This window comes from Kribbella sp. CCNWLW201 (assembly GCF_037203805.1).
Classification (GTDB): Bacteria; Actinomycetota; Actinomycetes; order Propionibacteriales; family Kribbellaceae; genus Kribbella.
Map to the genome: position 1 here is coordinate 188,682 of NZ_JBBCBQ010000008.1, position 24,575 is coordinate 213,256.

At 68.6% G+C, this 24,575-nt stretch carries 27 protein-coding genes; 20 read left to right on the forward strand and 7 right to left on the reverse strand.

The features are described 5' to 3' along the window. The first annotated feature begins 32 nt into the window (after positions 1-32). From nirD to V9K99_RS29295, 3 genes are read left to right on the forward strand one after another with little or no spacing between them, the layout of a single operon-like run. Entirely contained in the window at positions 33-362 is a 330-nt protein-coding gene (nirD, locus tag V9K99_RS29285; RefSeq protein ID WP_337323602.1) for a nitrite reductase small subunit NirD, read from the forward strand. Then, positions 352-1,479 carry a uroporphyrinogen-III synthase gene (locus V9K99_RS29290; protein WP_337005048.1) on the forward strand — a complete coding sequence of 376 codons (1,128 nt, stop codon included), beginning with the start codon at positions 352-354 and terminating at the stop codon, positions 1,477-1,479. Before nirD ends, V9K99_RS29290 begins: the two co-directional genes overlap by 11 nt. Then, a complete protein-coding gene (locus tag V9K99_RS29295) occupies positions 1,476-2,162 on the forward strand; it encodes a sirohydrochlorin chelatase (protein WP_337005050.1) in 687 nt (228 codons plus the stop codon). The genes V9K99_RS29290 and V9K99_RS29295 overlap by 4 nt, the downstream gene beginning before the upstream one ends. A 156-nt stretch (positions 2,163-2,318) precedes the next feature. Here the strand turns inward: V9K99_RS29295 and V9K99_RS29300 are convergent, their stop codons facing one another. Then, complete coding sequence (locus tag V9K99_RS29300) at positions 2,319-3,167, reverse strand: nitroreductase/quinone reductase family protein (RefSeq protein ID WP_337005052.1); 849 nt, start codon at positions 3,165-3,167, stop codon at positions 2,319-2,321. Positions 3,168-3,234: 67 nt separating this feature from the next. Between V9K99_RS29300 and V9K99_RS29305 the strand changes: the two genes are divergently transcribed. Further along, the gene (locus V9K99_RS29305) at positions 3,235-3,666 is read left to right on the forward strand and encodes a MarR family winged helix-turn-helix transcriptional regulator (RefSeq protein WP_337005054.1); all 432 of its coding nucleotides are present in this window, start codon (positions 3,235-3,237) and stop codon (positions 3,664-3,666) included. On the opposite strand, the gene V9K99_RS29310 is transcribed toward V9K99_RS29305, so the two are convergent. Next, positions 3,648-4,046, reverse strand: a complete 399-nt coding sequence (locus tag V9K99_RS29310; RefSeq protein ID WP_337005056.1) for a MerR family transcriptional regulator — start codon at positions 4,044-4,046, stop codon at positions 3,648-3,650. The genes V9K99_RS29305 and V9K99_RS29310 overlap by 19 nt on opposite strands. 68 nt (positions 4,047-4,114) lie before the next feature. Between V9K99_RS29310 and V9K99_RS29315 the strand changes: the two genes are divergently transcribed. The 4 genes from V9K99_RS29315 (at position 4,115) to V9K99_RS29330 (ending at position 8,477) form a co-directional block, all read left to right on the forward strand. Beyond that, complete coding sequence (locus V9K99_RS29315) at positions 4,115-5,278, forward strand: acyl-CoA dehydrogenase family protein (RefSeq protein ID WP_337005058.1); 1,164 nt, start codon at positions 4,115-4,117, stop codon at positions 5,276-5,278. 69 nt (positions 5,279-5,347) lie between these two features. Beyond that, complete coding sequence (locus V9K99_RS29320; protein WP_337005062.1) at positions 5,348-6,877, forward strand: acyl-CoA carboxylase subunit beta; 1,530 nt, start codon at positions 5,348-5,350, stop codon at positions 6,875-6,877. 69 nt (positions 6,878-6,946) lie between these two features. Continuing rightward, the gene (locus V9K99_RS29325) at positions 6,947-7,720 is read left to right on the forward strand and encodes an HpcH/HpaI aldolase family protein (protein ID WP_337005064.1); all 774 of its coding nucleotides are present in this window, start codon (positions 6,947-6,949) and stop codon (positions 7,718-7,720) included. 61 nt (positions 7,721-7,781) lie between these two features. Continuing rightward, on the forward strand, positions 7,782-8,477 hold the full coding sequence (locus V9K99_RS29330; protein WP_337005066.1) for a maleylpyruvate isomerase N-terminal domain-containing protein: 696 nt from the start codon (positions 7,782-7,784) through the stop codon (positions 8,475-8,477). Between the two features lie 6 nt (positions 8,478-8,483). Here the strand turns inward: V9K99_RS29330 and V9K99_RS29335 are convergent, their stop codons facing one another. Continuing rightward, on the reverse strand, positions 8,484-9,557 hold the full coding sequence (locus V9K99_RS29335; protein ID WP_337005068.1) for a CobW family GTP-binding protein: 1,074 nt from the start codon (positions 9,555-9,557) through the stop codon (positions 8,484-8,486). A 192-nt stretch (positions 9,558-9,749) separates the two neighbouring features. On the opposite strand from V9K99_RS29335, the gene V9K99_RS29340 reads away from it, so the two are divergent. The 8 genes from V9K99_RS29340 (at position 9,750) to V9K99_RS29375 (ending at position 17,938) form a co-directional block, all read left to right on the forward strand. Then, complete coding sequence (locus V9K99_RS29340; RefSeq protein WP_337005070.1) at positions 9,750-10,637, forward strand: helix-turn-helix domain-containing protein; 888 nt, start codon at positions 9,750-9,752, stop codon at positions 10,635-10,637. A 112-nt stretch (positions 10,638-10,749) separates the two neighbouring features. Next, positions 10,750-11,979, forward strand: a complete 1,230-nt coding sequence (locus tag V9K99_RS29345; protein ID WP_337005072.1) for a proprotein convertase P-domain-containing protein — start codon at positions 10,750-10,752, stop codon at positions 11,977-11,979. A gap of 486 nt (positions 11,980-12,465) precedes the next feature. Further along, the gene (locus tag V9K99_RS29350) at positions 12,466-13,677 is read left to right on the forward strand and encodes a GNAT family N-acetyltransferase (RefSeq protein ID WP_337323603.1); all 1,212 of its coding nucleotides are present in this window, start codon (positions 12,466-12,468) and stop codon (positions 13,675-13,677) included. 17 nt (positions 13,678-13,694) lie between these two features. Then, a complete protein-coding gene (locus V9K99_RS29355; RefSeq protein WP_337005076.1) occupies positions 13,695-14,411 on the forward strand; it encodes a DUF4129 domain-containing protein in 717 nt (238 codons plus the stop codon). After that, complete coding sequence (locus V9K99_RS29360) at positions 14,408-15,001, forward strand: hypothetical protein (protein ID WP_337005077.1); 594 nt, start codon at positions 14,408-14,410, stop codon at positions 14,999-15,001. The genes V9K99_RS29355 and V9K99_RS29360 overlap by 4 nt, the downstream gene beginning before the upstream one ends. A gap of 6 nt (positions 15,002-15,007) precedes the next feature. Next, positions 15,008-16,015 carry an AAA family ATPase gene (locus tag V9K99_RS29365; protein WP_337005079.1) on the forward strand — a complete coding sequence of 336 codons (1,008 nt, stop codon included), beginning with the start codon at positions 15,008-15,010 and terminating at the stop codon, positions 16,013-16,015. Continuing rightward, on the forward strand, positions 16,012-17,313 hold the full coding sequence (locus V9K99_RS29370) for a DUF58 domain-containing protein (protein WP_337005081.1): 1,302 nt from the start codon (positions 16,012-16,014) through the stop codon (positions 17,311-17,313). The genes V9K99_RS29365 and V9K99_RS29370 overlap by 4 nt, the downstream gene beginning before the upstream one ends. 76 nt (positions 17,314-17,389) lie before the next feature. After that, positions 17,390-17,938, forward strand: coding sequence for a hypothetical protein (locus tag V9K99_RS29375; RefSeq protein WP_337005083.1), 549 nt, complete (start codon positions 17,390-17,392; stop codon positions 17,936-17,938). Here the strand turns inward: V9K99_RS29375 and V9K99_RS29380 are convergent. Further along, the gene (locus tag V9K99_RS29380; RefSeq protein WP_337005085.1) at positions 17,935-18,486 is read right to left on the reverse strand and encodes a TetR/AcrR family transcriptional regulator; all 552 of its coding nucleotides are present in this window, start codon (positions 18,484-18,486) and stop codon (positions 17,935-17,937) included. The two genes, V9K99_RS29375 and V9K99_RS29380, sit on opposite strands and share 4 nt — an antisense overlap. A gap of 92 nt (positions 18,487-18,578) precedes the next feature. Between V9K99_RS29380 and V9K99_RS29385 the strand changes: the two genes are divergently transcribed. From V9K99_RS29385 to V9K99_RS29400, 4 genes are all read left to right on the forward strand, one after another. Next, positions 18,579-19,991 carry an MFS transporter gene (locus V9K99_RS29385; protein WP_337005087.1) on the forward strand — a complete coding sequence of 471 codons (1,413 nt, stop codon included), beginning with the start codon at positions 18,579-18,581 and terminating at the stop codon, positions 19,989-19,991. Positions 19,992-20,006: 15 nt separating this feature from the next. Further along, positions 20,007-20,336 (forward strand): MmcQ/YjbR family DNA-binding protein, encoded by a 330-nt coding sequence (locus V9K99_RS29390; protein ID WP_337005089.1) that lies wholly within the window; start codon positions 20,007-20,009, stop codon positions 20,334-20,336. 574 nt (positions 20,337-20,910) lie between these two features. Beyond that, complete coding sequence (locus tag V9K99_RS29395; RefSeq protein WP_337005091.1) at positions 20,911-21,492, forward strand: GNAT family N-acetyltransferase; 582 nt, start codon at positions 20,911-20,913, stop codon at positions 21,490-21,492. 167 nt (positions 21,493-21,659) lie between these two features. Then, positions 21,660-22,391 (forward strand): Type 1 glutamine amidotransferase-like domain-containing protein, encoded by a 732-nt coding sequence (locus V9K99_RS29400; protein WP_337005093.1) that lies wholly within the window; start codon positions 21,660-21,662, stop codon positions 22,389-22,391. A gap of 39 nt (positions 22,392-22,430) precedes the next feature. On the opposite strand, the gene V9K99_RS29405 is transcribed toward V9K99_RS29400, so the two are convergent. The 3 genes from V9K99_RS29405 to V9K99_RS29415 form a co-directional block, all read right to left on the reverse strand. Next, on the reverse strand, positions 22,431-22,781 hold the full coding sequence (locus V9K99_RS29405; RefSeq protein WP_337336413.1) for a hypothetical protein: 351 nt from the start codon (positions 22,779-22,781) through the stop codon (positions 22,431-22,433). Between the two features lie 83 nt (positions 22,782-22,864). After that, complete coding sequence (locus V9K99_RS29410; protein ID WP_337005097.1) at positions 22,865-23,248, reverse strand: VOC family protein; 384 nt, start codon at positions 23,246-23,248, stop codon at positions 22,865-22,867. 97 nt (positions 23,249-23,345) lie between these two features. After that, complete coding sequence (locus V9K99_RS29415; protein ID WP_337005099.1) at positions 23,346-24,548, reverse strand: neutral zinc metallopeptidase; 1,203 nt, start codon at positions 24,546-24,548, stop codon at positions 23,346-23,348. Between the last annotated feature and the right edge of the window lie 27 nt (positions 24,549-24,575).

The window sequence follows — 24,575 nt, forward strand, 5'->3', positions numbered from 1 at the left end:
GCGAAGCGAGGACGCGGATGAGTGTGACGGCGATGAGCCAGACTGTGGTCTGCCGGTACGACGTACTGCTGCCTGAGCGAGGGGTTGCGGCGTTGATCGGGGATGTCCAGATCGCGCTGTTCCGCACTCACGACGGGTCGGTGTTTGCCATCGGCAACCAGGATCCGTTCAGCGGTGCGAACGTGATGTCCCGCGGCATCGTCGGCAGCCGGGGTGACGTCCAGACGGTGGCGTCGCCGATGTTCAAGCAGGTCTTCGATCTGCGCACCGGGGTCTGCCTGGACGACCCTTCCGTTTCATTGCCGGTATTCCCGGTAGAGGTTGTCGACGGACAGGTGATGGTGAACCTCGGTGAACAGTAAGCCCGGGCCGCTCAGTGGCTGCACGATCGCGATCACCGCGCACCGCCGCGCGGAGGACCTGATCGCCTCGTTCGAGCGTCGCGGCGCCAAGGTGCTGCACGCGCCGACCCTGCAGATCGTGCCGGTCGCCGACGACCACGCGCTGATCGAGGCGACCCGGCGGGTGATCGCGAACCCGCCGGACGACGTCGTGGTCACCACCGCGGTCGGTTTCCGCGGCTGGATCGAGGCAGCCGACACGGCCGGGCTCGCCGCCGATCTGCTCGTCACGCTGGAGCAGTCGCGCATCCTCGCCCGCGGTCCGAAGGCCCGGGGCGCGATCCGGGCCGCCGGACTGGTCGAGCACTGGTCCGCCCGGTCGGAGACGACCGCCGAGGTGGTGGAGTGGCTCCGCGACCAAGGGGTCAACGGGCGGAAGATCGTCGTACAACTGCATGGACTGTCGGACCCGGGCCTGCAGGACTCCCTGCGGGCCGGCGGGGCGTCCGTGCGCGGCCTGGAGGTGTACCGCTGGGGTCCGGCGCCGGACCCGGCGGTGGTCGAGCGGATGATCGGGCAGATCTCCACCGGTGCGGTGGACGCGGTAGTGCACACGTCAGCGCCCGGTGCGCAGGCCATGCTCGACGCTGCGGCGCTGTCCGGTCAGTACGACGCACTCGTCTCGTCACTGCGGACGGGACGGGTGCTGAACGCGTGTGTGGGTCCGGTGACAGCTGTGCCCTTTCACACGTTGGGATTGGAACCGCTCGTCCCGGATCGGTTCCGGCTGGGCGCGTTGATCCGGATCGTGACCGATCGGCTTACGGACGACAATGCGCGGTCGATCGAGACCGAGTTCGGGCAACTGGTGATTCGTGGTGGTGCCGCGGTCCTGGACGGTGTGGTGCTGCCACTCGGTCCGGGGCCGCGCGCCGTACTGGCCGCCCTGGTCGCGGCCGGTGGTGATGTCGTGTCGCGACCGGAGCTGCTCGCGGTGCTTCCTGGAGCTGAGGACGTACACGCGGTGGAGGTCACGGTGAACAGACTGCGGACGGCGGTCGGCCGGCCAGAACTGGTGCGCACGGTAGTGCGACGCGGCTACCGCCTCGCCGTCGAGCCGGCCGGGGTCGCGTCATGACTGTTGACCTGATCGCGGCTGCACACGGTACGGCGGATCCGCGAGGGATCCGCGAGATCCACGCGCTGGTCCGGTTGATGGCCGCTCAGCGTCCCGACGTACCGGTATCCCTCGGGTTCGTCGATGTCGACGTACCCGCGCTGCCCGGCCTGGTCAGCCGCGTGGTTGCCGACAGCAATCAAGCCGTCGTGGTGCCGTTGCTGCTGTCGAGCGGCTATCACGTGTACGTCGACATCGCGGCGGAGGTGGATCGTTGGCGAGGCCGCGTCGACGCAGCCCCCGCACTCGGACCCGACCCGGTCCTGGCCGACGTCATGGCCGACCACCTCGGCGACCTGAGCCAGATCGGCCGGGTCGTCATGGCGGCCGCCGGCTCCTCAGATCGCCGGGCCTTGAACGACTGCGTTGAGACGGCCGAGTTGCTGTCGGCCCGCATCGATCGTCCGGTCGACGTCGGCTACGTCTCCGGCGCCGGCGAACACCTCACCTCAGTCCTCGCCCGAACCCCAGGCCGAGTCGCAGTGGCAACGTACCTGCTGGCCCCCGGCTTCTTCGCCGACCGAGTCCGCCGCATCGCCGCCACCCGCCCCGTCAGCGCCCCCCTCGGCGCCGACCCCAGAATCGCCGCCCTCGCCCTAACCCGCTACCAGGCTGCCCTCCGAGAAGCTGCGATCGCCGTCTAATCTCCGCGGCCGGCGTACCCGAAGGACGGGTAGTAGTGGGCGTGCCGCCCCGGTTGAGCGGTCTGCCGCGGTCTGCCGGTGCGGGGACTGCCGACGACTACCCGTCCTTCGGTACGGCGTGCGGCCTGCACGAGCGAGGTGCGCGCAGATCGACAGTCAGGCCGCGTCGAGCGCCGGGCCCAGGTGGGCTTCCTCGTAGGTGTAGTGGGCTTCGAGATCGGCGGCGATCCGGTTGAGGTCGTCGCGGAGCAGTACGGCGATCTCACGCGAAGGTGCTGTGGACAGCTGTTCCAGAGTCTCGGTGATTTGGGTGTTGAGGGTGGCTACGGTCTCGTGCTCGCGGGTGAGTCGGTCGAGGGTGGGCTTCAGCTCGGGGAAGTTTGCGGCGAGGGTGGGGAAGACGCCGTCCTCGCGGGAGTGGTGGGCGTGCAGGGCGCCGCAGAAGGTGAGGCAGTGGCGTTGGAGTTCGTTGGTTGAGGCGGGGAGTTGCCCGTCGCCGGTTAGGTAGGCGTCGACTGCCTTGAGCGTGTCGGCCAGCTGCTTGCGGAGGCCGGCGTGGATTTCCTTCAGTTGCGCGGTTGCGGCTCCGAGCCGGGCGGGGGTGAGTGCGACCACCTGGATCACGCGTGAGGTGTTCTGCTGGTAGGCGGCGAAGGCAGGGTCGCGGGTGGCCTGCTCGTCGTACAGGCGGTCGCGTTCGGCGCCGGTGAGCTCGGTGGCGATGGCGTCGTACCTGGTGTCGCCGATCTCGACGGTGACGGTCGGGTTGGCGCGGAGGTTGTGCAGCCAGGCAGGCGACTGCGGCCGCCCGGCGTTCGAGGCGAAGATGATCAGGCGGCCGGCGTCCTCGGCGTACACGGTCGGTGTGGTGACTGGGCGGCCCGATCGGGCGCCGGTGGTGGTCAGCAGAAGCAGGTTGGTGTCCTTGAACAGGCCGCCGAGCGCTGCCGGGACACGGCCGGAGTTGGCCCGGAACTCGTCGATGACCTCGCGATTGGGGTCCACGCGGTTACCCTCACTGTTGGATGAAGTGATTTAGCTTTGCAAGCAAAATAGTTTTGAGGACAAAGGTATGTCAAGTGTCGACGACAGCATCCGCACGTTGCTGCTGCTGATGCCGCGGATGGTGGGGCGCACGAAGCGGCTGAAGGTGCCTGACGAACTGGCCGGCATGAACCTCGCGCCGCGGCACCTCAGCTTGTTCGCCTACCTGCTCTTCGACGGTCCGCTGGGTGTCAACGAACTGGCCGAACGCCTCGAAGTCACGCCCGCCACGGTCAGCCTGATGGTCGGCGAACTCACCCGGAAAGGCATCCTCGACCGCCGCGAGGACCCCGCCGACCGCCGTCGCGCCATCGTCAGCCTGTCCGACGCGCATCGCCAGGCCATCGACAGCTGGCTGGCCCGCGGCGCCCACGCGTGGCGCCAGGCCCTCGAACCCCTCACCGACGAAGAGCGAGCCCTCTTCGTCAACACCCTGAAGGCCTACGAAGACGCTCTCTGAGTGCGGAGGTTCTTGAGGTCGGCTTGGCAGCGAGCCTCGACCTCGTCCAGTTCGTGGAGGGTTTCTTCGATGTCGCGGCGGCGTTGTTCGAGGTCGGCGCGGCGGGTGGTGATCTGGTCGAGGAGGTAGACGAGCTGGCCCTCTTCGCCGGGCTCGGCGTCGTACATGTCGACGATGGTGGCGATCTCGTCGAGGGAGAAGCCGAGGCGTTTGCCGCGCAGGATCAGGCCCAGGCGGACCTTGTCACGCGGGTGGTAGACGCGGACGGTGCCGCGGCGCTCTGGGGTGAGCAGGCCGCGGTCCTCGTAGAACCGGATGGTTCGCAGCGTGACGTCGTACTCGGTCGCCAGTTCGGCGATCGACCAGGTCTGCGCGGGCACCCGGATATTGTGCACACACCCCAGCGTGCTTTACGTTTACGTAAGCGTCAAGCACGAGGGAGTGCGTCATGTTCGAACTGTCCGAAGAGCACCGCGAGTTCCGCCACAGCGTGCGCGACTTCGCCGAGGCGGAGATCGCCCCGCACGCCGCGGAGTGGGACCGTAAGCACTACTTCCCGGTCGAGGTCGTGCAGAAGATGGGCCGGCTGGGCCTGTTCGGCCTGACCGCCCCGGAGGAGTACGGCGGTTCGGGCGGGGACTTCACCAGTTTGTGCGTGGCGATCGAGGAGATCTCCCGGGTCGACCAGTCGATGGGCATCACGCTGGAGGCCGCGGTCGGGCTCGGCATCAACCCGATCCTCACCTTCGGCACCGACGAGCAGAAGGCGACCTGGCTGCCCGACCTGGTGGCGGGGCAGAAGCTGGCCGGATTCGGCCTGACCGAGCCGGAGTCGGGGTCGGACGCGGGCGCGACGAAGACCCGCGCGGTCCTCGACGGCGGCGACTGGGTGATCGACGGCTCGAAGCAGTTCATCACCAACTCCGGCTCCAGCATCACGTCGTGCGTGACCGTGACCGCGCGAACGGGCGAGAAGCCGGACGGCAAGCCGGAGATCTCCACGATCATCGTCCCGAGTGGTACGCCGGGCTTCACGGCCGAAGCGGCGTACGACAAGCTCGGCTGGCACGCCTCGGACACGCACCCGCTGTCGTTCGCGGGCTGCCGGGTGCCGGAGAGCAACCTGCTCGGCGAGCGCGGGAAGGGCTTCGCGCAGTTCCTCGCCACGCTGGACGACGGGCGGGTGGCGATCGCGGCGGTCGCGCTCGGCTGCATCCGGGCCTGCCTGGAGATGTCGGTCCAGTACGCCGGTGAGCGGAAGACGTTCGGGGTTCCGATCGGGCGTAAGCAGGGTGTCGCGTTCCAGATCGCCGATCTGAAGGTGATGGCGGACGCGGCCGAGCTGCTGGTCTATCGGGCCGCCGCGCTGAAGGACTCGGGCGCGTCGATGGCCGAGTTCAAGCAGGCGGCCTCGGTGGCGAAGTTGTACGCGACCGAGTCCGCGGTGACCGCGACCCGGATCGCGACCCAGGTGTTCGGCGGCTACGGCTTCATGGAGGAGTACCCGGTGACCCGGTTCTACCGGGACGCCAAGATCCTCGAGATCGGCGAAGGTACGTCGGAGGTCCAGCGCATGCTGATCGCCCGAGGCCTCGGTCTCCCGGTGGAATGATCTGTTGCGTCCGAAGATCTGTGGCCTATAGCCCTCGGATCTTCGGACGTAACAGGTAGAAAGGCAGATATGACCCACGATCACTGGACCGAGGTCAAGGTCGCTCGCGAGGCGACGTTGGCGCCGCCGGAGAAGGCGGCGGCCAAGCTCGCGTCCCAGCACAAGCTCTACGTCCGGGACCGGATCGCGCTGCTGGTCGACGAGGGCAGTTTCGTCGAGGACGCCCAGCTGGCGAACGCGCTGAACCCCGGCCTGCCCGCCGACGGCGTGGTCACCGGCCGCGCGCTGGTCGACGGCCGGCCGGCGCTGATCGTCGCCAACGACCCGACCGTGAAGGCGGGGTCGTGGGGTGCCCGGACGGTGGAGAAGATCGTCCGGATCACCGAGGTGGCGATCCGCGACGAGCTGCCGGTCTTCTGGCTGATCGACTCCGCCGGCGCCCGGATCACCGACCAGGTGCAGCTGTTCCCCGGCCGTCGCGGTGCCGGGCGGATCTTCCACAACCAGGTCGCGCTGTCCGGCAAGGTGCCGCAGATCTGCTGCCTGTTCGGCCCGTCCGCCGCGGGTGGTGCGTACATCCCGGCGTTCTGCGACCTGGTGATCATGGTCGACGGGAACGCCTCGATGTACCTGGGCTCGCCGCGGATGGCCGAGATGGTGGTCGGCGAGAAGGTGACGCTGGAGGAGATGGGCGGCGCCCGGATGCACACCAGCGTGTCCGGCTGTGGTGATCTGCTCGCGGCCGACGACGCCGAGGCGATCGAGCTGGCCAAGCAGTACTTCTCCTACCTACCCGGTTCGTGGCAGTCGAGGCCGCCGTCGTACGACGCCTCGCCGCCGGCCCGCGATTTCACCCGCGACCTGGTGCCGGCCGAGGAGAGTGTCGGGTTCGACATCCACGACGTGATCGACGCGGTCCTCGACGCGGACACGTTCTTCGAGCTCAAGCCGTCGTACGCGCCGGAGCTCGTGACCGGGTTCGGGCTGCTGGCCGGTCAGGTGGTCGGGATCGTGGCGAACCAGCCGGCCGTCAAGGGTGGCGTGTTGTTCGTCGACTCGGCGGACAAGGCCGCGCGGTTCATCTGGCTGTGCGACGCGTTCAACGTGCCGCTGGTGTACCTGTGCGACGTACCGGGGTTCATGATCGGCAGCGAGGTCGAGCGGGCCGGGATTATCCGGCACGGCGCGAAGATGATCACCGCGGTGTCCGAGGCGACCGTGCCGACGGTCTCGGTGATCGTGCGCAAGGCGTACGGCGCCGGGCTCTACGCGATGTGTGGACCCGGCTTCTCACCGGACGCGTGTGTCGCGCTGCCGACCGCGAAGATCGCGGTGATGGGGCCGGAGGCGGCGATCAACGCCGTGTACTACAACAAGATCCAGGAGATCGCCGACGAGACCGAGCGGGTCGAGTACGTCTCCCGCCTGCGCGAGGAGTACGAGACCGATATCGACATCCTCCGCCTCGCCGCCGACCTGGTCATCGACGCCATCGTCGAGCCGGAGGACCTCCGCACCGATCTGATCGCCCGCCTGGCCGCCGCCCAATCCAAAGACCGCCACTTCAGCACCCGCCGCCACGGAGTCCCCCCGGTCTGAGACGCCTGCGGTGCGAGCCTGACGCAGTACTAGGCTCGACAAGCGCTGTCCGCCGTCGAAGGAGGAGCTTTGGGGTCGAAGGAGTTCGCCGACAAGATCCGGGCCAGGGAGAAGCTGGTCGGGTACTGGGTGGTGCTGGATGCGCCGGTGGCGACTGAGCGGATCGCGCGGGTCGGGTACGACTATGTCGTGCTGGATGGGCAGCACGGGCTGATCGGATATCAGGGTTTGCTGACCGGGTTGCTGGCCGTGGACGCGGGTGCGTCGCTGGGGAGCGGGTCGGTCGGGCTGGTGCGGGTCGAGGCGAACCACCCGACGCCGATCGGCCGGGCGCTGGACGCTGGGGCGGCCGGGGTGATCGTGCCGTTGGTGGACAGTTCCGAGGACGTCACGCGGGCGGTGCAGGCCGCCAAGTACCCGCCGGCCGGCGTGCGGTCGTACGGTCCGATGCGGTCGGCTCTGCGGGTCGGTCCGGTCCCGGCCGACGCCGACGCGGCGACCGTCGTACTGGCGATGATCGAGACGCCGCTCGGGCTGAAGAACGTGGCGGAGATCTGTGCGACGCCCGGGCTGGACGGGGTGTACGTCGGCCCGTCGGATCTCGGATTGTCGGTCGGGGCGCGGTTCCCGGGAGACCCGGAGGTCGCCGGGCCGTTCGAGGAGGCGGTCGAGTTGATCGCCCGTACGGCGCAGCAGACCGGCATCGCGGCCGGGATCCACACCCCGGACGGCGAGACGGCGCAGCGGCGGCTGAGCCAGGGCTACACGTTCGCGACCGTAGCCTCCGACCTCACGCACTTGGAGGCCGTCGCCGCCTCCCACCTCGACACCGCACGCTCGTAGGAACACACCGGGGCCTTCTCGGGTTAGGTTCGGAGAGGACCGCACACCGAGGAGGCCTGGTATGAGGGCGCCCGAGCGAGGAGCACTGCCGCTGCGGCTGGCCGAGACACTGGGCCGGACGTACGGCCGAGTGACCGAGACCGTGCAGGGCCTGAGGGACGCCGACTTCGACCGCCCGACCCGCTGCGAGGGGATGCCGGTCGGCCCGCTCCTGGTCCATCTCCTGTACGACGCCGAGCGTGCGCTGATGGCGTTCGCCAGCCCGGCCACCGCCGTACCGGACCGGGACTTCGTCACCTACTGGTTGGACTCCCCGCCAGGGTCAGAAGGAGACGACGACTTCGTCCGGGCCGTCGCGGCGGCGTATCGCAGACCGGCAGTCCTGGTGCAGCACTGGCGTGAGCTGTCCGAGGCCGCCGTACGTGCGGCGACGGTTGCACTGGTGGACAAAGGGCGGCGAGTCGAGACCCAGGGGCACGTACTGCGAGCGACCGACTTCGTAGCGACGTTGGTGCTGGAGGCAACGGTGCATCACCTCGACCTGATCGTGGACCTGCCAGGAGCGCCGGAGCCGGATCCCGAGGGTCTGCAGGTCACCGCACGGACGCTGGACGGGCTGTTCGGTCCGGAGGCGTGGGACGTGATCGGGTGGGACACCACGACGTACGCTCTCAAGGCGACCGGCCGGGTGCCGCTCGACGAGGACGACCTGGAGATGCTCGGCCCGCACGCGGACCGCCTCCCGCTGCTCGGTTAAAGCGACCTAGAGCACGCCTGCGAACGGGTCGTCCAAGTCCTGCCAGTTCAGGCTGGCGAGCTCGGACTCGGTCAGCAGGCAGGCGTCCAGGATCGCCTGCAGCCGGGCCGGATCCAGACCCATGCCGGTCGCGACCACCGTGCACTCGGCGAGGTGCTCGGTGTCGGACCACTCGCCCAGCATCCCGAGGGACGCGCTGTACCCGGCGGACTCCCACCGCACCCGTTGCGTCGGCCGGTTGGCCAGCCAGACCACGCCTCTACTGCGTACGACGCCGTTCACGATGTCCTCGAGCGCGTCGTTCAGCCGGGCCGGGTGCAGCGGCCGGGTCGACCGCCACAGCACGGTTGTCACGCCGTCACCACTCGGCTGGACGCGGTCCGAGGCGGCGAGCTCACCGGCCCACGCCTCAGCGGCTTGGAAGTCGAACAGCCCGGTCCGCGCGACCGGACCGGTCGGCACGCCACCCGGATCGGCCGCGACAACCGTCGTACGCGGGTTCAGATGCGTCAGCAGGTTGTGCAGTCGCTCCGGCGCTGCACTGCGGTGTGCGTTGGCGAGTACGCAGACGTCGGCGTACTCGATCTGCCGTGCGGTCAGCTCGGCGACGTTGCGCCGGTCAGGCGGGCCGAGAGCCAGTCCGCGCTCGTCCAGGAGCTCGTCGCCGGAGAGTTGCTCGACCAGCAGTACGGCGTCGACCACGCAGGTGACCGTGTCGACCCTGATCTCGGGCATCGACGCCACCAGCGTGCCCGCCAGTGGGCGGGCTTCCATGGCCGGGGGAGCAGCCAGTACGACGTGGTCCCAGTGCTGACGTGCGACCAGGGTCTCCAGCAGCGGTAGCAGCGACTCGATCAGCTGACACGCACCGCAGTCGTCGCCAACGGTGAACTCTCCGGAGTCGATCGGACCGGATGCGTTGAGCACCCGCCAGGACAGCACGCCCCGCCCGGGCAGCTCGTCCTGGTCCACCACCACGGCCACGGTGGTGGCGTCCACCATCGTGTGCAGCACGGGTTCGCGGAGCGTCGTCGACAGGCCGACCAGCAGGGACAACGAGGTTTTCGATTGGGCGGTCATGGGGTGAGTATATGAAAACGGTTTTCATCAGTCCAGAGCGGGGGATGGCCGACTTTCCCGTCAGAACGGGAAATTTCCCGACCTCCCGCGGAATCGGCTCGGCAGACGCTGTTAACAGTTAAGGGGCCGAGGTCTGGCCCAGAACCGATGAGCTGCTTAGTGTCCGCAGTGGGGATCGGCCGGAGGTGTCGGATGGGTGAGCGGGAGTTCGCCGAGGTGTTGCGCGAGGCCATTCGGGCCCGCGGACTGGGGCTTGAGCGGATCCGCGAGCGCCTGCTGGCCCAGGGCGTCTCTGTCAGCCTGGCGACATTGAGCTACTGGCAGTCCGGACGGTCGCGGCCCGAGCGGCGCGACTCGCTCGCTGCTGTCCAGCTGCTGGAGTCGGTGCTCGAGGTTCCGGTCGGTACGTTGTCCGCCTCGCTCGGTCCGCCGCGGCGGCGGGGGCGGTGGTTGAGCACGGTGCCGGATCGGCCCGACGTGGCGGCGTACTGGCCAGAACCGGACACGGTCGAGGACGCGGTCAGTGGAGTCGACCTCCGGTGGGATGAGCGGCTGACCCGGATCAGTCAGCACGACCGGGTCTACATCGGCGCGGAGGGCGGCGAGCGCTCGTACCACTCCCGTCAGGTCCTGCGTGCCGAGGCGGACGGACCGGACCGCTGGGTGGTGATCATGCACCTCGACGAGCACGACCGCCCGCTGCCGGCGATCTGGCCGCTCCGGCACTGTCATCTGGGTCGGACGGTACGACGTCCCGCCGACGGACTGCTCGTCGCCGAGCTGCTCTTCGATCGGCCGCTCCGCAAGGGCGAGACCGTGATCACCGAACACGAGCTGGTCAACGTCGCGCCGTACCCACCGGCGACGAACTACGAGCGGAAGTTCCGGCTGCCGGTGCGCGAGTTCGTGCTGGAGATCTGCTTCGACCCGGGGCGACTGCCCGCGGTGTGCACCGGGTTCTCGCAGCTGGACGACGCCGAGGAGATCGTCCGGCCGGTCGACGTCGACACCGAGGTGCATGGCGTCGTCCTGAACTTCGGACCCGGCCGCTACGGCTTCCGCTGGAGCTGGCCGGAGTGAACTGTTAAGCCCCGGAGACTTAACAGTTAAGGGGCTTCCGGCGATTCCGCGCCGTCGTACGACCTTCTACGTTCGGGTCCACCGTCCCCGCCCGAACGCAAGGAGTCCAACCATGAAACGGCATGTGAAAGCGGCGGTCCTGCTCACTGGCGCGCTCGTCGTCATGCCCTGTCAGGCGATCGCCGCCGAACCCGGTCCACAACAGATCTCCGCCAATCTCCCGACGTCACCCGGCCAAGCCGGTCGCTGGATCTCCGATGGCAAGCTGATGGTTGCTGTGGTCAACGAGGCAGCTGCGGACCAAGTCCGCGCGGCAGGCGCCGTACCGAAGCACGTCGCGCGCAGTCAGGGCGAACTGGATCGCCTGTTCGCCCAGGTGGACAAGATCGCGCGGACGCAGCGCGGTCTGCAGAGCTGGGGGATCGATCCGATCGCCAACAAGGTCGTCGTCAAGGCGCGGGATGGCTACGGAGCCTTCGCCGGTCTTGGCGACGGGGTGCAGGTCGTGCGGGTGACCACCGACTTCCGTCAGCAGGCTGGTGAGGTGAACCCGGGTGACCCGTGGTGGCCGGGCGGCGAGAGCAACTGCTCGGTCGGCTTCCCCGCAACGGATGCCCAAGGAAACAAGCACTTCCTGACCGCGGGCCACTGCACCAACGACCCGAACCAGGCCGCGAACGGCGCGAGCGGTCAATCCAACCGGATCGGTACGTCGAACGTCGGCGGAACCCGCAGCGTCAACGTCCGCGAGGGTGACATGGGCGTCGTCGCGGTGATCGAGACCGGCTGGAGCATCTCCCCGAACGTCAACACCTGGGGACAACCGGCCGTCACGGTCACCGGCTCGGCCGACGCGATCGTCGGCGAGACCGTCTGCCACAGCGGCAACACCGCGCCGAACTGGGAGTGCGGCAAGGTCACCGCGATCAACCAGACCATCGACTACGGCAACGTGGTGATCGAGGGGCTGACGACGACCACCGCGTGTTCCCAGGGTGGCGACTCCGGCGGCGCCTGGCTGCGTGGCGACCCGATCCGGGACTTCCAGGTGACGGTCAGCCGGGTCCAGTCGACCGCGAGCGGCCGGACGGTGAGCCCGGTCAAGGTGACGGTCGAGGGCAACCACAGCTGCCTGGAGGACCTCAACATCAACCTCGTCTCCCCGAGCGGCCGGTGGTACTCCCTGCAGCGGTACGGCGGGGCGACGTGCCACCCGATGCCGGCCGGCAAGACGTACGACGTACCGGCTGACGAAACCGCGGCCGGGACATGGACGTTGCGGATCGGCGACAACGGCTACGCCGACACCGGAACCCTCACCAACTGGTCGATCACCCTCTAACCCCTGCACAGGCACCGACCGGCCACCGCAAACGCCGGCCGGTGCACTCCCCGGGACGTGGCGCCCGACGTCGTGGATCGCGTGAGTGCTGGTGGTTGCATGAAGCAGAACCTCGGACACCCTTTGGGGAGTTGGGACATCTGGTCAAATGTCCGAGGTCCCGATGTGCTGTCCGAGGTCCCGACGGTAGCCGTGGCCCGGGATCTCGCCGATGCGGACTCGCCAGACGCCGGATGCGGCGCGAGCCGGGACCTGAGACACCTAACGGCGAGCTGGGACCTGACATAGCAGGTCTCCGCCCACGCTTTCCTGTCCCAGGTCCCGGCAAGGTATCCGGTTCGGGAGTCCCGGAACGTGGACCAATCTGCCCACCTGCCGGCGGCGCGGCACTCCCTGGGAACCCAGTGCGCACTCGGTGCGCATTCTTTAGGCACTTCGCCGAAAACCCTGCGTGGTTTGTCTCGATCGTCTGGTAGGCAAGGGGGTATGGCGATCGAGATCGGGCGGTTCGAGGGTGACTGGGATGAGCTTGTGGAGCTCGTCGACCTGGCGTTCGCTGCGCCGTGGAGCGAGGAGCAACTGGAGGCCGAGCGGCGGGTGTGGGAGCCGGAGCGGAGTACGGTCGCTACCGACGACAAACAGTTGGTCGGGCACACTGGCGCGTTCTCGTTGCGGATGACCGTGCCGGGTGCGCAGATACCGGTGGCCGGGGTGACCCTGGTCGCGGTCCGGCCGACGCACCGGCGCCGCGGGATCCTGCGCGACCTGATGCGTGCCCAGTTGACCGAGATCCACGAGGCGGGCACCGAGCCGATCGCCGCGTTGACCGCGAGCGAGCCGATCATCTACGGCCGGTTCGGGTACGGGCTGGCCTCGGATCACCAGGAGATCGTCATCCGGAAGGCATCCCGTGCGCTGCGGCCGGTGGCCGGCGTGGACGACGTACGGATCAGGACCGTCCCTGTGCGCGAGGCGCTGGCCACCTGTGCGGCGCTGCGCAACGACTTGGCGGTCGACCGGCCGGGCATGTTCCAGCACGACGAGCGGTGGCAGGAGTACGTCGTCGGCGACAACGTCACGAGCAATCCGGCCAACGGCTCGCCGCGACGCTGCGTGATGGCCGAGCGAGACGGTGAGGTGACCGGGTTCGCGTACTACCGGAGCAAACGCGCGGACAAGGGGTTCATCCAGGTCGGCCGGGTCCACGCGATCGACCTCGCATCGCATGTCGCGCTCTGGCGGTTCCTGCTGGAGCCGGACCTGCTGAGCGAGACGCACTGTGGGAACCTCCCATCGGACGATCCGCTGCTCGAGCTGCTGCTCGATGCCCGGGAGGCGTCGCCGATCACGCGGGACGGGCTCGGGGTCCGGCCGGTCGACGTCGGCCGTGCCCTCGCGGCCCGGACGTACGCGCGGGAGATCGACGTGGTGCTCGCGGTCACCGACGACTTCCTGCCGTGGAACGTGGGTAGTTGGCATCTCGCCGGAGGACCGGCCGGGGCGACGTGTGAGGCGACATCGCGGCCGGCTGACCTGACCATCGACGTACGGGATCTGGGCGCGGTCTACCTCGGCAGGCCGTCACTGAGTCGGCTCGGGGCGGCAGGGCTGGTGCAGGAGCACACGTCCGGCGCGCTCGTGGCAGCCTCGGAAGCGTTTTCCGTCAGCCGCCTTCCGTGGCTCGATACGGGCTTCTGATCGGTTAGCCTTCCGAGATGCAGCGGAGCCGTCGGGGAGCGCTGACGCTGGCTGTCGTGCTGATGCTGGGCGTCGCGGCGGTCGGCTTCGTGGTGCTCGCGTCAGCGGGCGGGCCGGTGCGGCCGGTGAGTGAGAGCACCCTTCGGTCCACGCCGCAGCCGGAGCCCACGGACCCCTCGAGCGAAACCGTGCAGGCGCCGACGCCGGCCCCACCCCCGCCCGAGCGGGAGGTGAAGCAGCGGCCGATGCCGGAGTGGCTGCAGGCGCTGTGGCAGGCGTTGGTCTGGCTGGCGGCCGCGGCCGCCGCGGTGTTCCTCGGGTGGTTGATCTACCGGGTCGTCCGCAAGGTCCAGTTGCCTGAAGCCGAGACCGAGGACACCGACTGGGAGCGGATGAAGGCGGACCGGCTCGCGGAGGCGGTCGACACCGGCCTGGCCAGGATCGACTCCGGTACGGCGACCGACGCAGTGATCGCGTGCTGGGTCGCACTGGAGGACGCGGCCGCGTCGGCAGGTGTGGCCCGCGATCCGGCGGAGACTCCGGCCGAGTTCACCGTCCGTGTCCTCGGCGTCGGCGGCATCTCCGAGCCGGAACTCGTCCGCCTCGGCGAGCTCTACCGCGAGGCCCGCTACTCCACCCACGGCTCCTCGGAACAAGCCCGCGCCGAGGCCCGATCCGCCCTCCTCCGCCTACGCAACGAGCTGGCCGCGTCCAACGCAGGGGTGGCCGGATGACGTCGTCATACCAGTGGACGCCGTTGGAAGACTCACAGCGGCAGGGGGAGGGGCAGCCGCGGGGGCGGTCTGTGCGGTTGAACAAGGTGATCGTGCAGCACGTTGGAATCACCGTGCTCGGGAGCTTGCTGCTGGTCGGGGCGTTCGGGGTGGCGGGGATGTCGCCGCGGCCGTTGTGGTTCGTCGCGACGGCGCTCGCGCTCGGGTTCGGGTCGCTGGCGGTCCGGCTGATCGTGCCGCAGGTGCTGGAGACCAACTGGCCGGCGCGGCACGACGAGCGACTGGCCGCGCTGCGGCACCGGAGCAACGACAACCGGACCCAGTTCATCGCCACCTGGTTGCAGGAGGCCAGCCGTGAGCGCCGTGCGGGTGAGGGATCGCAGATGTTCGCCCGCCGGATCCAGCCGCTGCTGCTGGAGCTGACCACCGACCGGTTGGTGCACCGCCACGGCGTCGACCCGGTACAAGAGCCGGAGAAGGCCCGCGAGATCACCGGCGAGCAGTTGTGGAGCCTGATCACCGGGGACGAGAAGCGCACCGCGTCCTTCGACGAGATCGAGTACGCCGTCCAGACCATCGAGAAGCTGTGAGGAACCGTGTCTGATCCAGAACTGCGCACCGAGGACGCCGGGCGGGAGCTCGCGGTGGAGGAGGTTTCGGCGCTCAGCCGGGAGGTGCTGGATCGGGTGAGCGAGGCGGTGGTCGGGAAGACCGGCGCACTGGAGCTGGTGCTGGCTGGGATCCTCGCCGGCGGACATGTCCTGCTCGAGGATTATCCAGGGCTGGCGAAGACGCTGGCGGCGCGGTCGTTCGCGCAGGCGTTGGGGTTGGAGTTCCGGCGGGTGCAGTTCACACCGGACCTGTTGCCCTCGGACGTGACCGGCGCCTTCGTGTACGACCAGAAGGAGTCCGAGTTCGTCTTCCGGCCGGGCCCGATCTTCACCGGCTTGCTGCTGGCCGACGAGATCAACCGGACCCCGCCGAAGACGCAGGCCGCGCTGCTGGAGTCGATGCAGGAGCACCAGGTCACCGTCGAGGGCCAGACCTTCCCGCTGCCCACCCCGTTCCACGTGCTCGCAACCGCGAACCCCGTCGAGTACGAAGGCACCTACCCGCTCCCCGAGGCCCAGCTCGACCGCTTCATGCTGCGGATCGGTTTCGGGTACCCGAGCGCCGCGGAAGAGTGGGAGGTACTGCGCCGCCGGATGAGCCGCCGCAAGGAGGATCAGACCGTCGAGCCGGTCACCGACGCGGCCGGACTGCTCGCCGCACAACGCGCGATCGAGATCGTCACGGTCGACGACACTGTCGGTCAGTACTGCGTCGACCTCGCGGCCGCGACCCGTCGCGACTCGCAGGTCCTCGTCGGTGCGTCGCCGCGTGGATCGCTCGCGTTGTTGCTGACGGCACGTTCGTACGCCGTGATCCAGGGCCGGGACTACGTCGTACCGGAGGATGTGAAGGCGGTCGCCGTACCGGCGCTGGCGCATCGGATCACGGTTCGTCCGGAGCTCTGGCTGCACGAGGTGACCGGTGCGACCGTCGTACGGACTGTCCTCGGCTCGGTCCCGACTCCGCCTACCGTCGTGGGCGCATCCCGGTGAAGTGGCAGCCGACACACGCTCAGATCCGGGCGGTTTGTGCGGCTGGGCTGTTGCTGCTCGTGGCGGTGCTGGCCCGGCGGCCCGATGCCGCCGTACTCGGGCTGCCGTTGGCGTTCGTCGCTGTGTGGGGGCGGTACTTCCGGCCGCGGGAAGAGCCTGAGGTACACACCGAGCTCGATTCGGATGTGCTGTTCGAGGGGCAGGCGACGACGTACCGGCTGCGCGTCGCCGGGACGATCGATCCCGATATCGATCTGATCGTGGCGGCACTGCCGCGGACGCAGTGGTTCCAGTACGACCCACCGCAGGCCGCGGTCGCCGAGCCGGTGACCGACGGCGTGGTGACGCTCGAGGTCGGGCTGCGGTCGAAGCGGTGGGGTACGCGTGCGGTGGAGCGGCCGACCGTTGTGGCGACCTCGGTGCTCGGTGCGTATCGGATCCCGGTCACATCGGTGGAGCCGCTCGCCGTGACCACGTTGCCGTTGCGCGAGGGCTTCGAGGCGGTCGACTCCGTACCGCGTCCGGCTGGTCTGGTCGGGTTGCACCGGTCGCGGCGACCTGGTGAAGGGACCGAGCTGGCCGGCGTACGGCCGTTCCGGACGGGGGACCGGCTGCGGCGGATCAACTGGGCTGTGTCGGCGCGGACTCGTGAGCTGCACGTCACGTCGACCTGGTCCGACCGCGACACCGAGGTGGTGATCCTGCTCGACACCGGCGGTGAGATCGGTGTGAGCGAGGGGATCGACGGGCGGTCCAGCAGCCTGGACACCGGCGTACGGGCGGCCGCGTCGATCGCTGAGCACTATCTCCGCCACGGCGACCGGGTCCGCCTGATCGACACCGGGAACCTGGTGCGCGGCGTGCGCTCCGGCAGCGGGCGCGGGCATCTGCGCCGGATCCTGGACGCGTTGGTCCATGCGGATCGCCGCGGCCGGCAGCAGGACGAGCAGCAACTCGTGCGACGCAACCGGATCAGGTCCGACAGCCTCGTCGTGGTGCTCAGCCCACTGCTGAGACAGGCGATTCTCGGGTACGTCGTGACGCTCGTGCACTCGGGTTGCACAGTCATCGCCGTGGACACGCTGCCTCCGGACGTCGCGTCGGTGATCGATCTCGACGAGCACGACGTACGCGCCTGGCCGCTCGCCTGGCGGTTGCGGATGCTCGAGCGGCGTGGCGAACTCGACCGACTCAGCGACTTGGGCGTCCCCACCGTCCCCTGGCGCGGCGCCGGCACCCTCGACGAGGTACTGCGGGATGCATCGCGGCTGGCGGCTGCACCGAGGATCAGATCATGAACGAGCGAAGCGAGTTCATCATCAAGCACAGTCTCCCTCGTGCCTCATCGGCGCCCGGAGCGAAGCGAGGACGTCGATGAGCTTCGCCGAGAAGATCAGCTTGTGGCTGGCGCAGTTGCGGGCCTCGGGGCGGGCTGCGCAGTTGGCGCGGCTGACCATCGCGGTCGCGGGCGGGGTGGCGTTGCTGGTGTCGGCGATCCAGTCATGGGATCAGCTGGATCTGATCCCGCTGATCGCGATTCCTATGCTGCTGGCGACGGTCGTGCTACCGGACTCGTTGGCCGGGTTGATCTTCATCGGAACGGTCGCGATCGGGTGGCTGGTGCGGGCGCCGAGTGAGGTGAGCTGGAGTCTGGTGCTGACCGGGATCGCCTTGCTGGTGGTGCATCTGGCGACCGCGTTCACCGCACAGCTTCCGTCGTACGCGCTGGTGCACCAGCAGGCGCTCCGCCGTTGGTTGTTGCCGGGGGCAATCGCCTTGCTGCTCGGGCCGGTGGTTGCGGTCGCGGCCGCGCTGATCCAGGGCGCCGACGTGCCGGGTTCGCTGCTCGTCACCGTCACCGCACTCGTCCTCGCCACCGCGACGATCTGGTTCGCCGCCGGCCAGAAGGTCGGGCGGGACTAGTCCTCCGGGTCGTGAAAGGTCGCGGAGATCTCGTCGGCCCAGGGGAGGCTGATCGCGTCCGGACCGAGGACCTGCATGGCCGACATCACGGTGAGCAGCATGCCGGTGGAGAGAAACACCCTGGCCTCCTCGGGTGATGCCCCGGTGACCTCGCGAACGAGCCGGTAGATGCCGCCGAAGCGCTCGCGGACGACGTCGCCGATGGCGGGCTCGCCGCTGGCCGAGAAGCCGTGCAGGAGGACGAGCAGGAGTTCGCGCTCGGCCATCAGCTCGTTGTAGCTGTGGCCGAGGCTGGCCAGCGTCGGCTCACGCTCCGCGGCCTGGCGGAAGGTCTGCTCGATGGTGTCGCAGACGGTCTGCACCGCGGCCAGGAAGAGCTGCTGCTTGGTGCCGAACAGGCGGATCACGTACGGCTGGGAGACGCCGGCCAGCCGGGCGATCTCGTCCGTCTTCGTGCCGTTGTACCCGGACGCGCCGAACGCCTGCACCGCCGCCCGCAGCACCTCCTCACCACGCTCAGCCGCCGTCAGCCGCACCCTCGCACCCATGTCTCTCCTTCCAAGTCCCTTGACATGTTATCAGTCGATGCATACTTTGGTCATCAAGCTTGTTATCAGTGGATTACAACTAGGAGTTCATCATGACGTCGACCGCTCTCGATGAGAGGCTCGAACCCCCTGCGTCACCGGGTCGCAAGGCCGGGCTGGGCGCCGTACTGACCGCGGTGGGCATCCCTACCTTCATGGTCACGCTGGACAACCTGGTCGTGACGAACGCGCTGCCGGTGATCAAGGCCGAGCTCGGTGCGTCGCTGTCCGACCTGCAGTGGTTCGTGAACGCGTACACGCTGTCCTTCGCGGCCCTGCTGCTGACCGCGGCCGCGATCGGTGACCGGCTCGGCCGCCGGCGGATCTTCATCGCCGGGATCGCGCTGTTCACGCTCGCCTCGGCCGCCTGTGCGCTGGCGACCGAGCCGTGGATGCTGATCGGCGCTCGGGCGATCCAGGGCGTCGGTGCGGCAGCGGTCATGCCGTTGTCGCTGACGCTGCTGGCGGGCGCCGTACCCGAGAAGATGCGGAGTGCCGCGATCGGGATCTGGGGCGGCATCTCCGGTCTGGGCGTCGCCGTCGGCCCGCTGGTCGGCGGAGCAGTTGTCGACGGCATCAACTGGCAGTGGATCTTCTGGCTGAACGTGCCGGTCGGTGTGGTCGCCGTACTGCTCGCCGCTCGGGTTCTGAGCGAGTCCCGGGGTACGGCGCAGCGGCTGGACCTGGCTGGGTTGGTCCTGGCTACGGGCGGCGTACTGGCGATCGTCTGGGGAGTCGTGCACGGTGCTGACGACGGCTGGACGTCGGGCGGCGTACTCGGGTCGCTGGTCGGCGGGGTGGCGCTGCTGGCCGCGTTCGTGGCGTGGGAGCGTCGTACCGCGGCTCCGATGCTGCCGCTGCGGTTGTTCTCGGTACGGGCGTTCAGCGTCGTGAACATCACCGCGTTCACGTTCTCGGTCGGCGTCTTCGGCTCGGTGTTCCTGCTGGCGCAGTTCTTCCAGGTGGTGCAGGGCTACAGCCCGCTCGAGTCCGGCGTCCGGACGATGCCGTGGACGATGGCGCCGATGGTGGTCGCACCGATCGCCGGGATGATCGTCGACCGGGTCGGGGCGCGGGTGCTGATCGCGACCGGACAGGTGTTCCTCGCGGCAGCGCTCGGCTGGATCGCGTTGATCACCACGGCCTCGACGCAGTACGGCGAACTGGTGCTGCCGTTCATCCTGGCCGGTATCGGGATGGGCCTGACCTTCGCGCCGTCGGCGAGCGTCGTGATGGCGAGCGCTTCCGACGCCGACCGCGGCGTGGCGTCCGGGACCAACAACACGATCCGCGAGGTCGGTGTCGCGATGGGCGTCGCCGTACTCGCGTCCGTCTTCGCGTCAGCCGGCTCGTACGAGTCGCCGACCAGCTACGCCGACGGGCTCATCCCCGCGGTCTGGACCGGCGCCGCCATCGTCGCCGCAGGGGCGGTCGTCGCCCTGCTCCTCCCGGGACGCAAGCGCTGACATTAAGGTGTCTGCGTGCTGGGTGCAGATGACGTACGACGGATCGCGCTGTCCTTCCCGGAGACGGTGGAGAAGGAGCGCTGGGGTCACCCGACCTTCGATGTGGCCGGCCGGATGTTCATCACCATCCCCGACGACCAGACGTCGTTTGCGGTGCGGTGTCCCCGGCTGGAGCGGGACGAGCTGATCGCGGCGGAACCCGACAAGTTCTGGGTTCCGCCGCACGAGGCAGGTTCGAACTGGGTTCGCGCCCGCCTGTCCGCCCTCGAGGACGCCACCGAACTCCACGACATCCTCATCGACTCCTGGCGCCAGGTCGCCCCATCCGAACTCCACGACCACTGAGTCGAGCAACCACCGCACCACGGCTCGAGTGCCATGCCGAGCAATACAGGCTGGTGTGAGGCGTTTGGGCGTTGCCCGGCCGGCGGGATTCCTGAGCCGGAGAGGGTCTGCCGTGGTGATCTCGGGAGGGTTTCTTGCAGATACGGGGGTGGAGACCTCCCATGTCGCGGCGCTCGGAGCCGCGAACCTCGATCGCCGAGGCCATCCACCCCACCTCGCTCGCGGGAGCCCCAGAGCTGCGTCATCCCCTGGTGAATGCGAGGGGTCAGCCCACCGCACGGTGGGTTGGCCAACCAGAATCCGGTGGGCCAACCCACACTCTGGTTGGCTAACCCACCACAGCGGCATCGGCCCGACGGCAGTACCAGGCCGGATAGTTGCTGTCCACGGTTCCGGCGATCACGGGTGATCCGGGCCGGCGTGTGCAGTTCGACAGGAGGTGTCCGGCGATCGAGCAGGTTACCGGTCTGCTCAGGCGTGCGTCGGCGGCAGTGGCCGCATACATCCTGTCGAACTGCAGGCCAGCCGCCGCTTACGACCCCAACGTTCCTTGACGCAGCACTAGTATCGCGGCGTGCCTTTGCTCGTCGATCCGGCCTTGCCACGGGGGACACTGCGGGACGCCGCGCAGCCGCGTCTGGCGACCAACGACGGGCTGGTACTGCGGCCGTGGCGGGGGAGCGACGCCGCGGCGGTGCGGACCGCGTTCGCCTGCCCTGACATCCAGCGTTGGCACGTACGGCGACTCGACACTCTCGAGGAGGCAGGTGAGTGGGCCGGGCAGTGGGCCGACTGCTGGGACTCCGAGGCAGCGGCGAGCTGGGCGGCTGTCGATGCAGACGACCAGCCGCTCGGCCAGGTCGGACTGCGCAACATCTCTCTGGCCGAGGGCTCAGCCGCCTTGTCCTACTGGGTGACCCCGGCGGCCCGGGGCCGAGCCATCGCCGCGAGATCAGTGGAAGCCTTGTCCGCCTGGGCTTTCGGGCAGATCGGGTTCAACCGGCTGGACATCCACCACTCCACCGCCAACACCGCGTCCTGCCGGGTCGCCGAGCGCACCGGGTACAGGCTCGAGGGAACGCTGCGCCAAGCGATCAAACACGCCGACGGCTGGCACGACTGGCACCTCCACGGCCGCCTGCACACCGACACCTGAGCGACCACCTGGAGAAAATTTGGCCGGCGGTGTCGGATCGGGGTGGAAGTGTTCGTTGCAGAGGTGAGCGGGGGCGCTCGCCTCCGCTACTGACAGACTGTGAGTACGGCGTGACGCCTGACGTCGGCGTTGGCGTCGTACTCGCCGGACAACCGAGGAAAGGCACTATGAAGCTTCTTCTCACTTCCGCTGGCATCAAGAACGCGAGCATCCAGGACGCGTTGGTTGAGCTGCTGGGGAAACCGATCGCCGAGTCCGATGCCCTCATCATCCCCACCGGCATCTACCCCTTCCCCGGCGGGCCGCGCTTCGCTTGGCGGGCGATCAGTGGCGAGGGTGCATCGGCGTTGGCTGGATTGGGCTGGAAATCGTTGGGGATCCTGGAGCTTTCGGTGCTACCAAGCATCGACGAGGATGCTTGGGTGCCAACGGTCCGCGACACCGACGCACTGCTGGTGTGGGGTGGCGACCCACTGTTCATCGCGAACTGGATGCGGCGCTCCGGGTTGACCGATCTCCTGCCGACGCTGCGCCCCGAGGCGGTCTACGTGGGGGTGAGCGCCGGGGCGATCGCCGCTACCTCCACCTTCGTCGAGACCTACCCCGAACCGCCCCGCGGGACCGATGGACCGCTGAAATCGGAGGACGTCGTCTTCTCCACGCCCCAGGGTGACGTCGACAGAATCCTGGTCACGGGACAGGGCGCGGGACTCGTTGACTTCGCGGTGATTCCGCACCTGGACCACCCGGACCACCCCGACGCTTCCATGCCCAACGCGGAGAAGTGGGCGGCACACATCCCTGCGCCGACCTACGCGATCGACGACCAGACCGCCATCAAGGTGACCGACGGCACCATCGACGTCATCTCCGAGGGCCACTGGAAGCTGTTCCCGTAGCGGGCCCCCGGCAGAACCGGTCGCTTCGACAAACGACGCTCAAGCGCGTGTGATGTGGTACGCCTCGAAGATCCGCGCTTGGCCTGTGCACGAGACGACGTCGATGACGGTTGCTTCTACGAAACCTCCACCGACCTCTACCTCGTCGCCCAGCCGGCAGGCCAGCTGTCCAGTCGCATCAATCAGGGCAGGTGTGCCGTCACGGAGCGCGACACTCCAGCCTGGAGGCCAGGCCACATCGATGTCGACGAGCCTGTCGGTGCCGCCAGGAGTGCCGATTGGGGTGCGGACCACCAGGCAGTTCGTTGACGTGTCGATCTCGATGGTTCCGACCAACCTGGCCTGCATCGCCACGACAGGGACTTCACGTTGAACAGTCAACCCAGGCATCGGACCACCGTGGCTCTGCTTCTCGCCGCGATTCATCAGACCATCTCAAGAGGCCAGTTGCTGCGGTGTGCGGCGGGTGTGGGTCAGGTGCCGCTGCCGTAGGGGCGGGTGATGATTTCCAGCCAGTGGCCGTCGGGCCCTTCCCAGTAGAGGCCTCGGCCGCCGTCGCCGTGGTTGATCTCTTGGGGTTGGCGCTTGAAGGGGTCGGCCCACCACTGGCGGCCGTCGTCCCGCAGGCGACCGAGGATGAGGTCGAACTCCTCCTCGCTCACCAGGAAGGCGTAGTGCTGGCCGTGGATCTCGCCTTCGGTGTCCATGAAGTCCAGGCTCGCCGCGTTGTCCAACTTCAGCTCGGCGAACGGGCCATAGGCTTTCGCCTCCGGTAGCCCGAGTACCTCGGCGACATCGCGAGCCGCAGCCCAGCGGTCCTTCACGTGCACGATCGTGTGGTTCAGCTCAACACTCATCGGACTCCCCCCGGATACCGGTCATCAGCAGGCGCGTGCCCACCACTGTGCACCCCCGAACCCGTCTCCGTGAAGACCGGGTGCGGGGGTGCGACCGTTAGCTGACGTTGTTGGGGGAGGCGCTGAAGGTGTTGCAGGTGGCGGGGTTGCCGGTTTTGAAGGACTGGCCCATGAAGCGGGCCTGGCTGGCCTTGCTGCCGTGGGTGCCCTCGTTCGGCTTGTCGCCGGCGGTGACGACCCACTTGTTCCACACCTGCAGCATCAGCCCGTTGATCGGGTAGCTGCGTTTGTTGACGGCGAGGAAGACACCGGCGAAGCAGTTCGCCTGGAGTTCGGTACGGCGATTCATCCGCAACCGGTCGGCGTACGAGTTGGCGTCGTACTTGAGATCGTGAGCGGCCTCGAGGATGCCGGTGAGCTCCTGGACGTGGTGGCCGTACTCGTGCGCGATCGAGCGGGTGTACCACATCCGCGAGTACGCCTTCGACTCCGCGTCGGGGTACTCCATGTAGGTCTTCACGAAGACGTCGACCTTCATGTACATCGTCTGGTTCGACGGGCAGTAGAACGGCACCGCGACCGGGCCGCTGCCGCACGGAGTGCTGTAGCTGCTGCCCGCCCAGTACGTCATCTTCGGCGCCTGGAACTTGTAGCCGGCCTTGGCGACCAGGGGCGCCCAGCCCTGGTCCAGGCACGGCTTGACCGCGGCCCAGTACGCGGCCGCGTTGCGCTGGTTGGTCGGGCGGACCCGCGGCTCACGGCAGTTCGTGGTCGCCATCTGGCCGACCGTGTACAGCTTGTTCTTGGCGACGACGTCGATGGCCGCCGGCTCCTCGCCGTTCGTGCTGGTGCTGGTCGGCTGCTCCGTCGGCTCTTCGGTTGGCTCGGAGGTGGAGGTCGGGGAGGGCGTGTAGCGGCCCGTGCTGACCGGCGGGGTGTAGTCGTCGTCGGCGTTCTTCTTGACCGTGTTCCAGACGAACAGGCCGGCGACCGCCACCGCGAGAAGACCGAGCACCAGGACGGCGGGTCCCTTCGACTTCTTCTTCGGTCGCTGCGGTTGCCACCCGGGCTGGAAACCAGGCTGGAAGCCGGGGCCACCCGGTCCGCCGAAGCTGGGTCCCCAGCCGAACCCCTGCCCCTGCTGCGGCGCCACGGAGCCCGGTCCGTACTGCGGCTGCCCGCCGTACTGGCCGGGTGGCGGACCGTAAGGGCCCGGGGGACCCTGCGGCGGGCCCGGCTGCTGGTACGGCGGGTACTGCGGATTCTGTCCCTGCGGACCGCCGAACGGTGTCTGGCTCAACCCCGTTCCCTTCCCTCAACGTCGAAA

Coding starts and splice junctions, on each gene's coding strand:
- nirD (WP_337323602.1), top strand. CDS start 33: ATGAGCCAGACTGTGGTCTGCCGGTACGACGTACTGCTGCCTGAGCGA.
- V9K99_RS29295 (WP_337005050.1), top strand. CDS start 1,476: ATGACTGTTGACCTGATCGCGGCTGCACACGGTACGGCGGATCCGCGA.
- V9K99_RS29305 (WP_337005054.1), top strand. CDS start 3,235: ATGTCAAGTGTCGACGACAGCATCCGCACGTTGCTGCTGCTGATGCCG.
- V9K99_RS29315 (WP_337005058.1), top strand. CDS start 4,115: ATGTTCGAACTGTCCGAAGAGCACCGCGAGTTCCGCCACAGCGTGCGC.
- V9K99_RS29320 (WP_337005062.1), top strand. CDS start 5,348: ATGACCCACGATCACTGGACCGAGGTCAAGGTCGCTCGCGAGGCGACG.
- V9K99_RS29330 (WP_337005066.1), top strand. CDS start 7,782: ATGAGGGCGCCCGAGCGAGGAGCACTGCCGCTGCGGCTGGCCGAGACA.
- V9K99_RS29335 (WP_337005068.1), bottom strand. CDS start 9,557: ATGACCGCCCAATCGAAAACCTCGTTGTCCCTGCTGGTCGGCCTGTCG.
- V9K99_RS29340 (WP_337005070.1), top strand. CDS start 9,750: ATGGGTGAGCGGGAGTTCGCCGAGGTGTTGCGCGAGGCCATTCGGGCC.
- V9K99_RS29345 (WP_337005072.1), top strand. CDS start 10,750: ATGAAACGGCATGTGAAAGCGGCGGTCCTGCTCACTGGCGCGCTCGTC.
- V9K99_RS29350 (WP_337323603.1), top strand. CDS start 12,466: ATGGCGATCGAGATCGGGCGGTTCGAGGGTGACTGGGATGAGCTTGTG.
- V9K99_RS29355 (WP_337005076.1), top strand. CDS start 13,695: ATGCAGCGGAGCCGTCGGGGAGCGCTGACGCTGGCTGTCGTGCTGATG.
- V9K99_RS29360 (WP_337005077.1), top strand. CDS start 14,408: ATGACGTCGTCATACCAGTGGACGCCGTTGGAAGACTCACAGCGGCAG.
- V9K99_RS29375 (WP_337005083.1), top strand. CDS start 17,390: ATGAGCTTCGCCGAGAAGATCAGCTTGTGGCTGGCGCAGTTGCGGGCC.
- V9K99_RS29380 (WP_337005085.1), bottom strand. CDS start 18,486: ATGGGTGCGAGGGTGCGGCTGACGGCGGCTGAGCGTGGTGAGGAGGTG.
- V9K99_RS29385 (WP_337005087.1), top strand. CDS start 18,579: ATGACGTCGACCGCTCTCGATGAGAGGCTCGAACCCCCTGCGTCACCG.
- V9K99_RS29400 (WP_337005093.1), top strand. CDS start 21,660: ATGAAGCTTCTTCTCACTTCCGCTGGCATCAAGAACGCGAGCATCCAG.
- V9K99_RS29405 (WP_337336413.1), bottom strand. CDS start 22,781: ATGCCTGGGTTGACTGTTCAACGTGAAGTCCCTGTCGTGGCGATGCAG.
- V9K99_RS29410 (WP_337005097.1), bottom strand. CDS start 23,248: ATGAGTGTTGAGCTGAACCACACGATCGTGCACGTGAAGGACCGCTGG.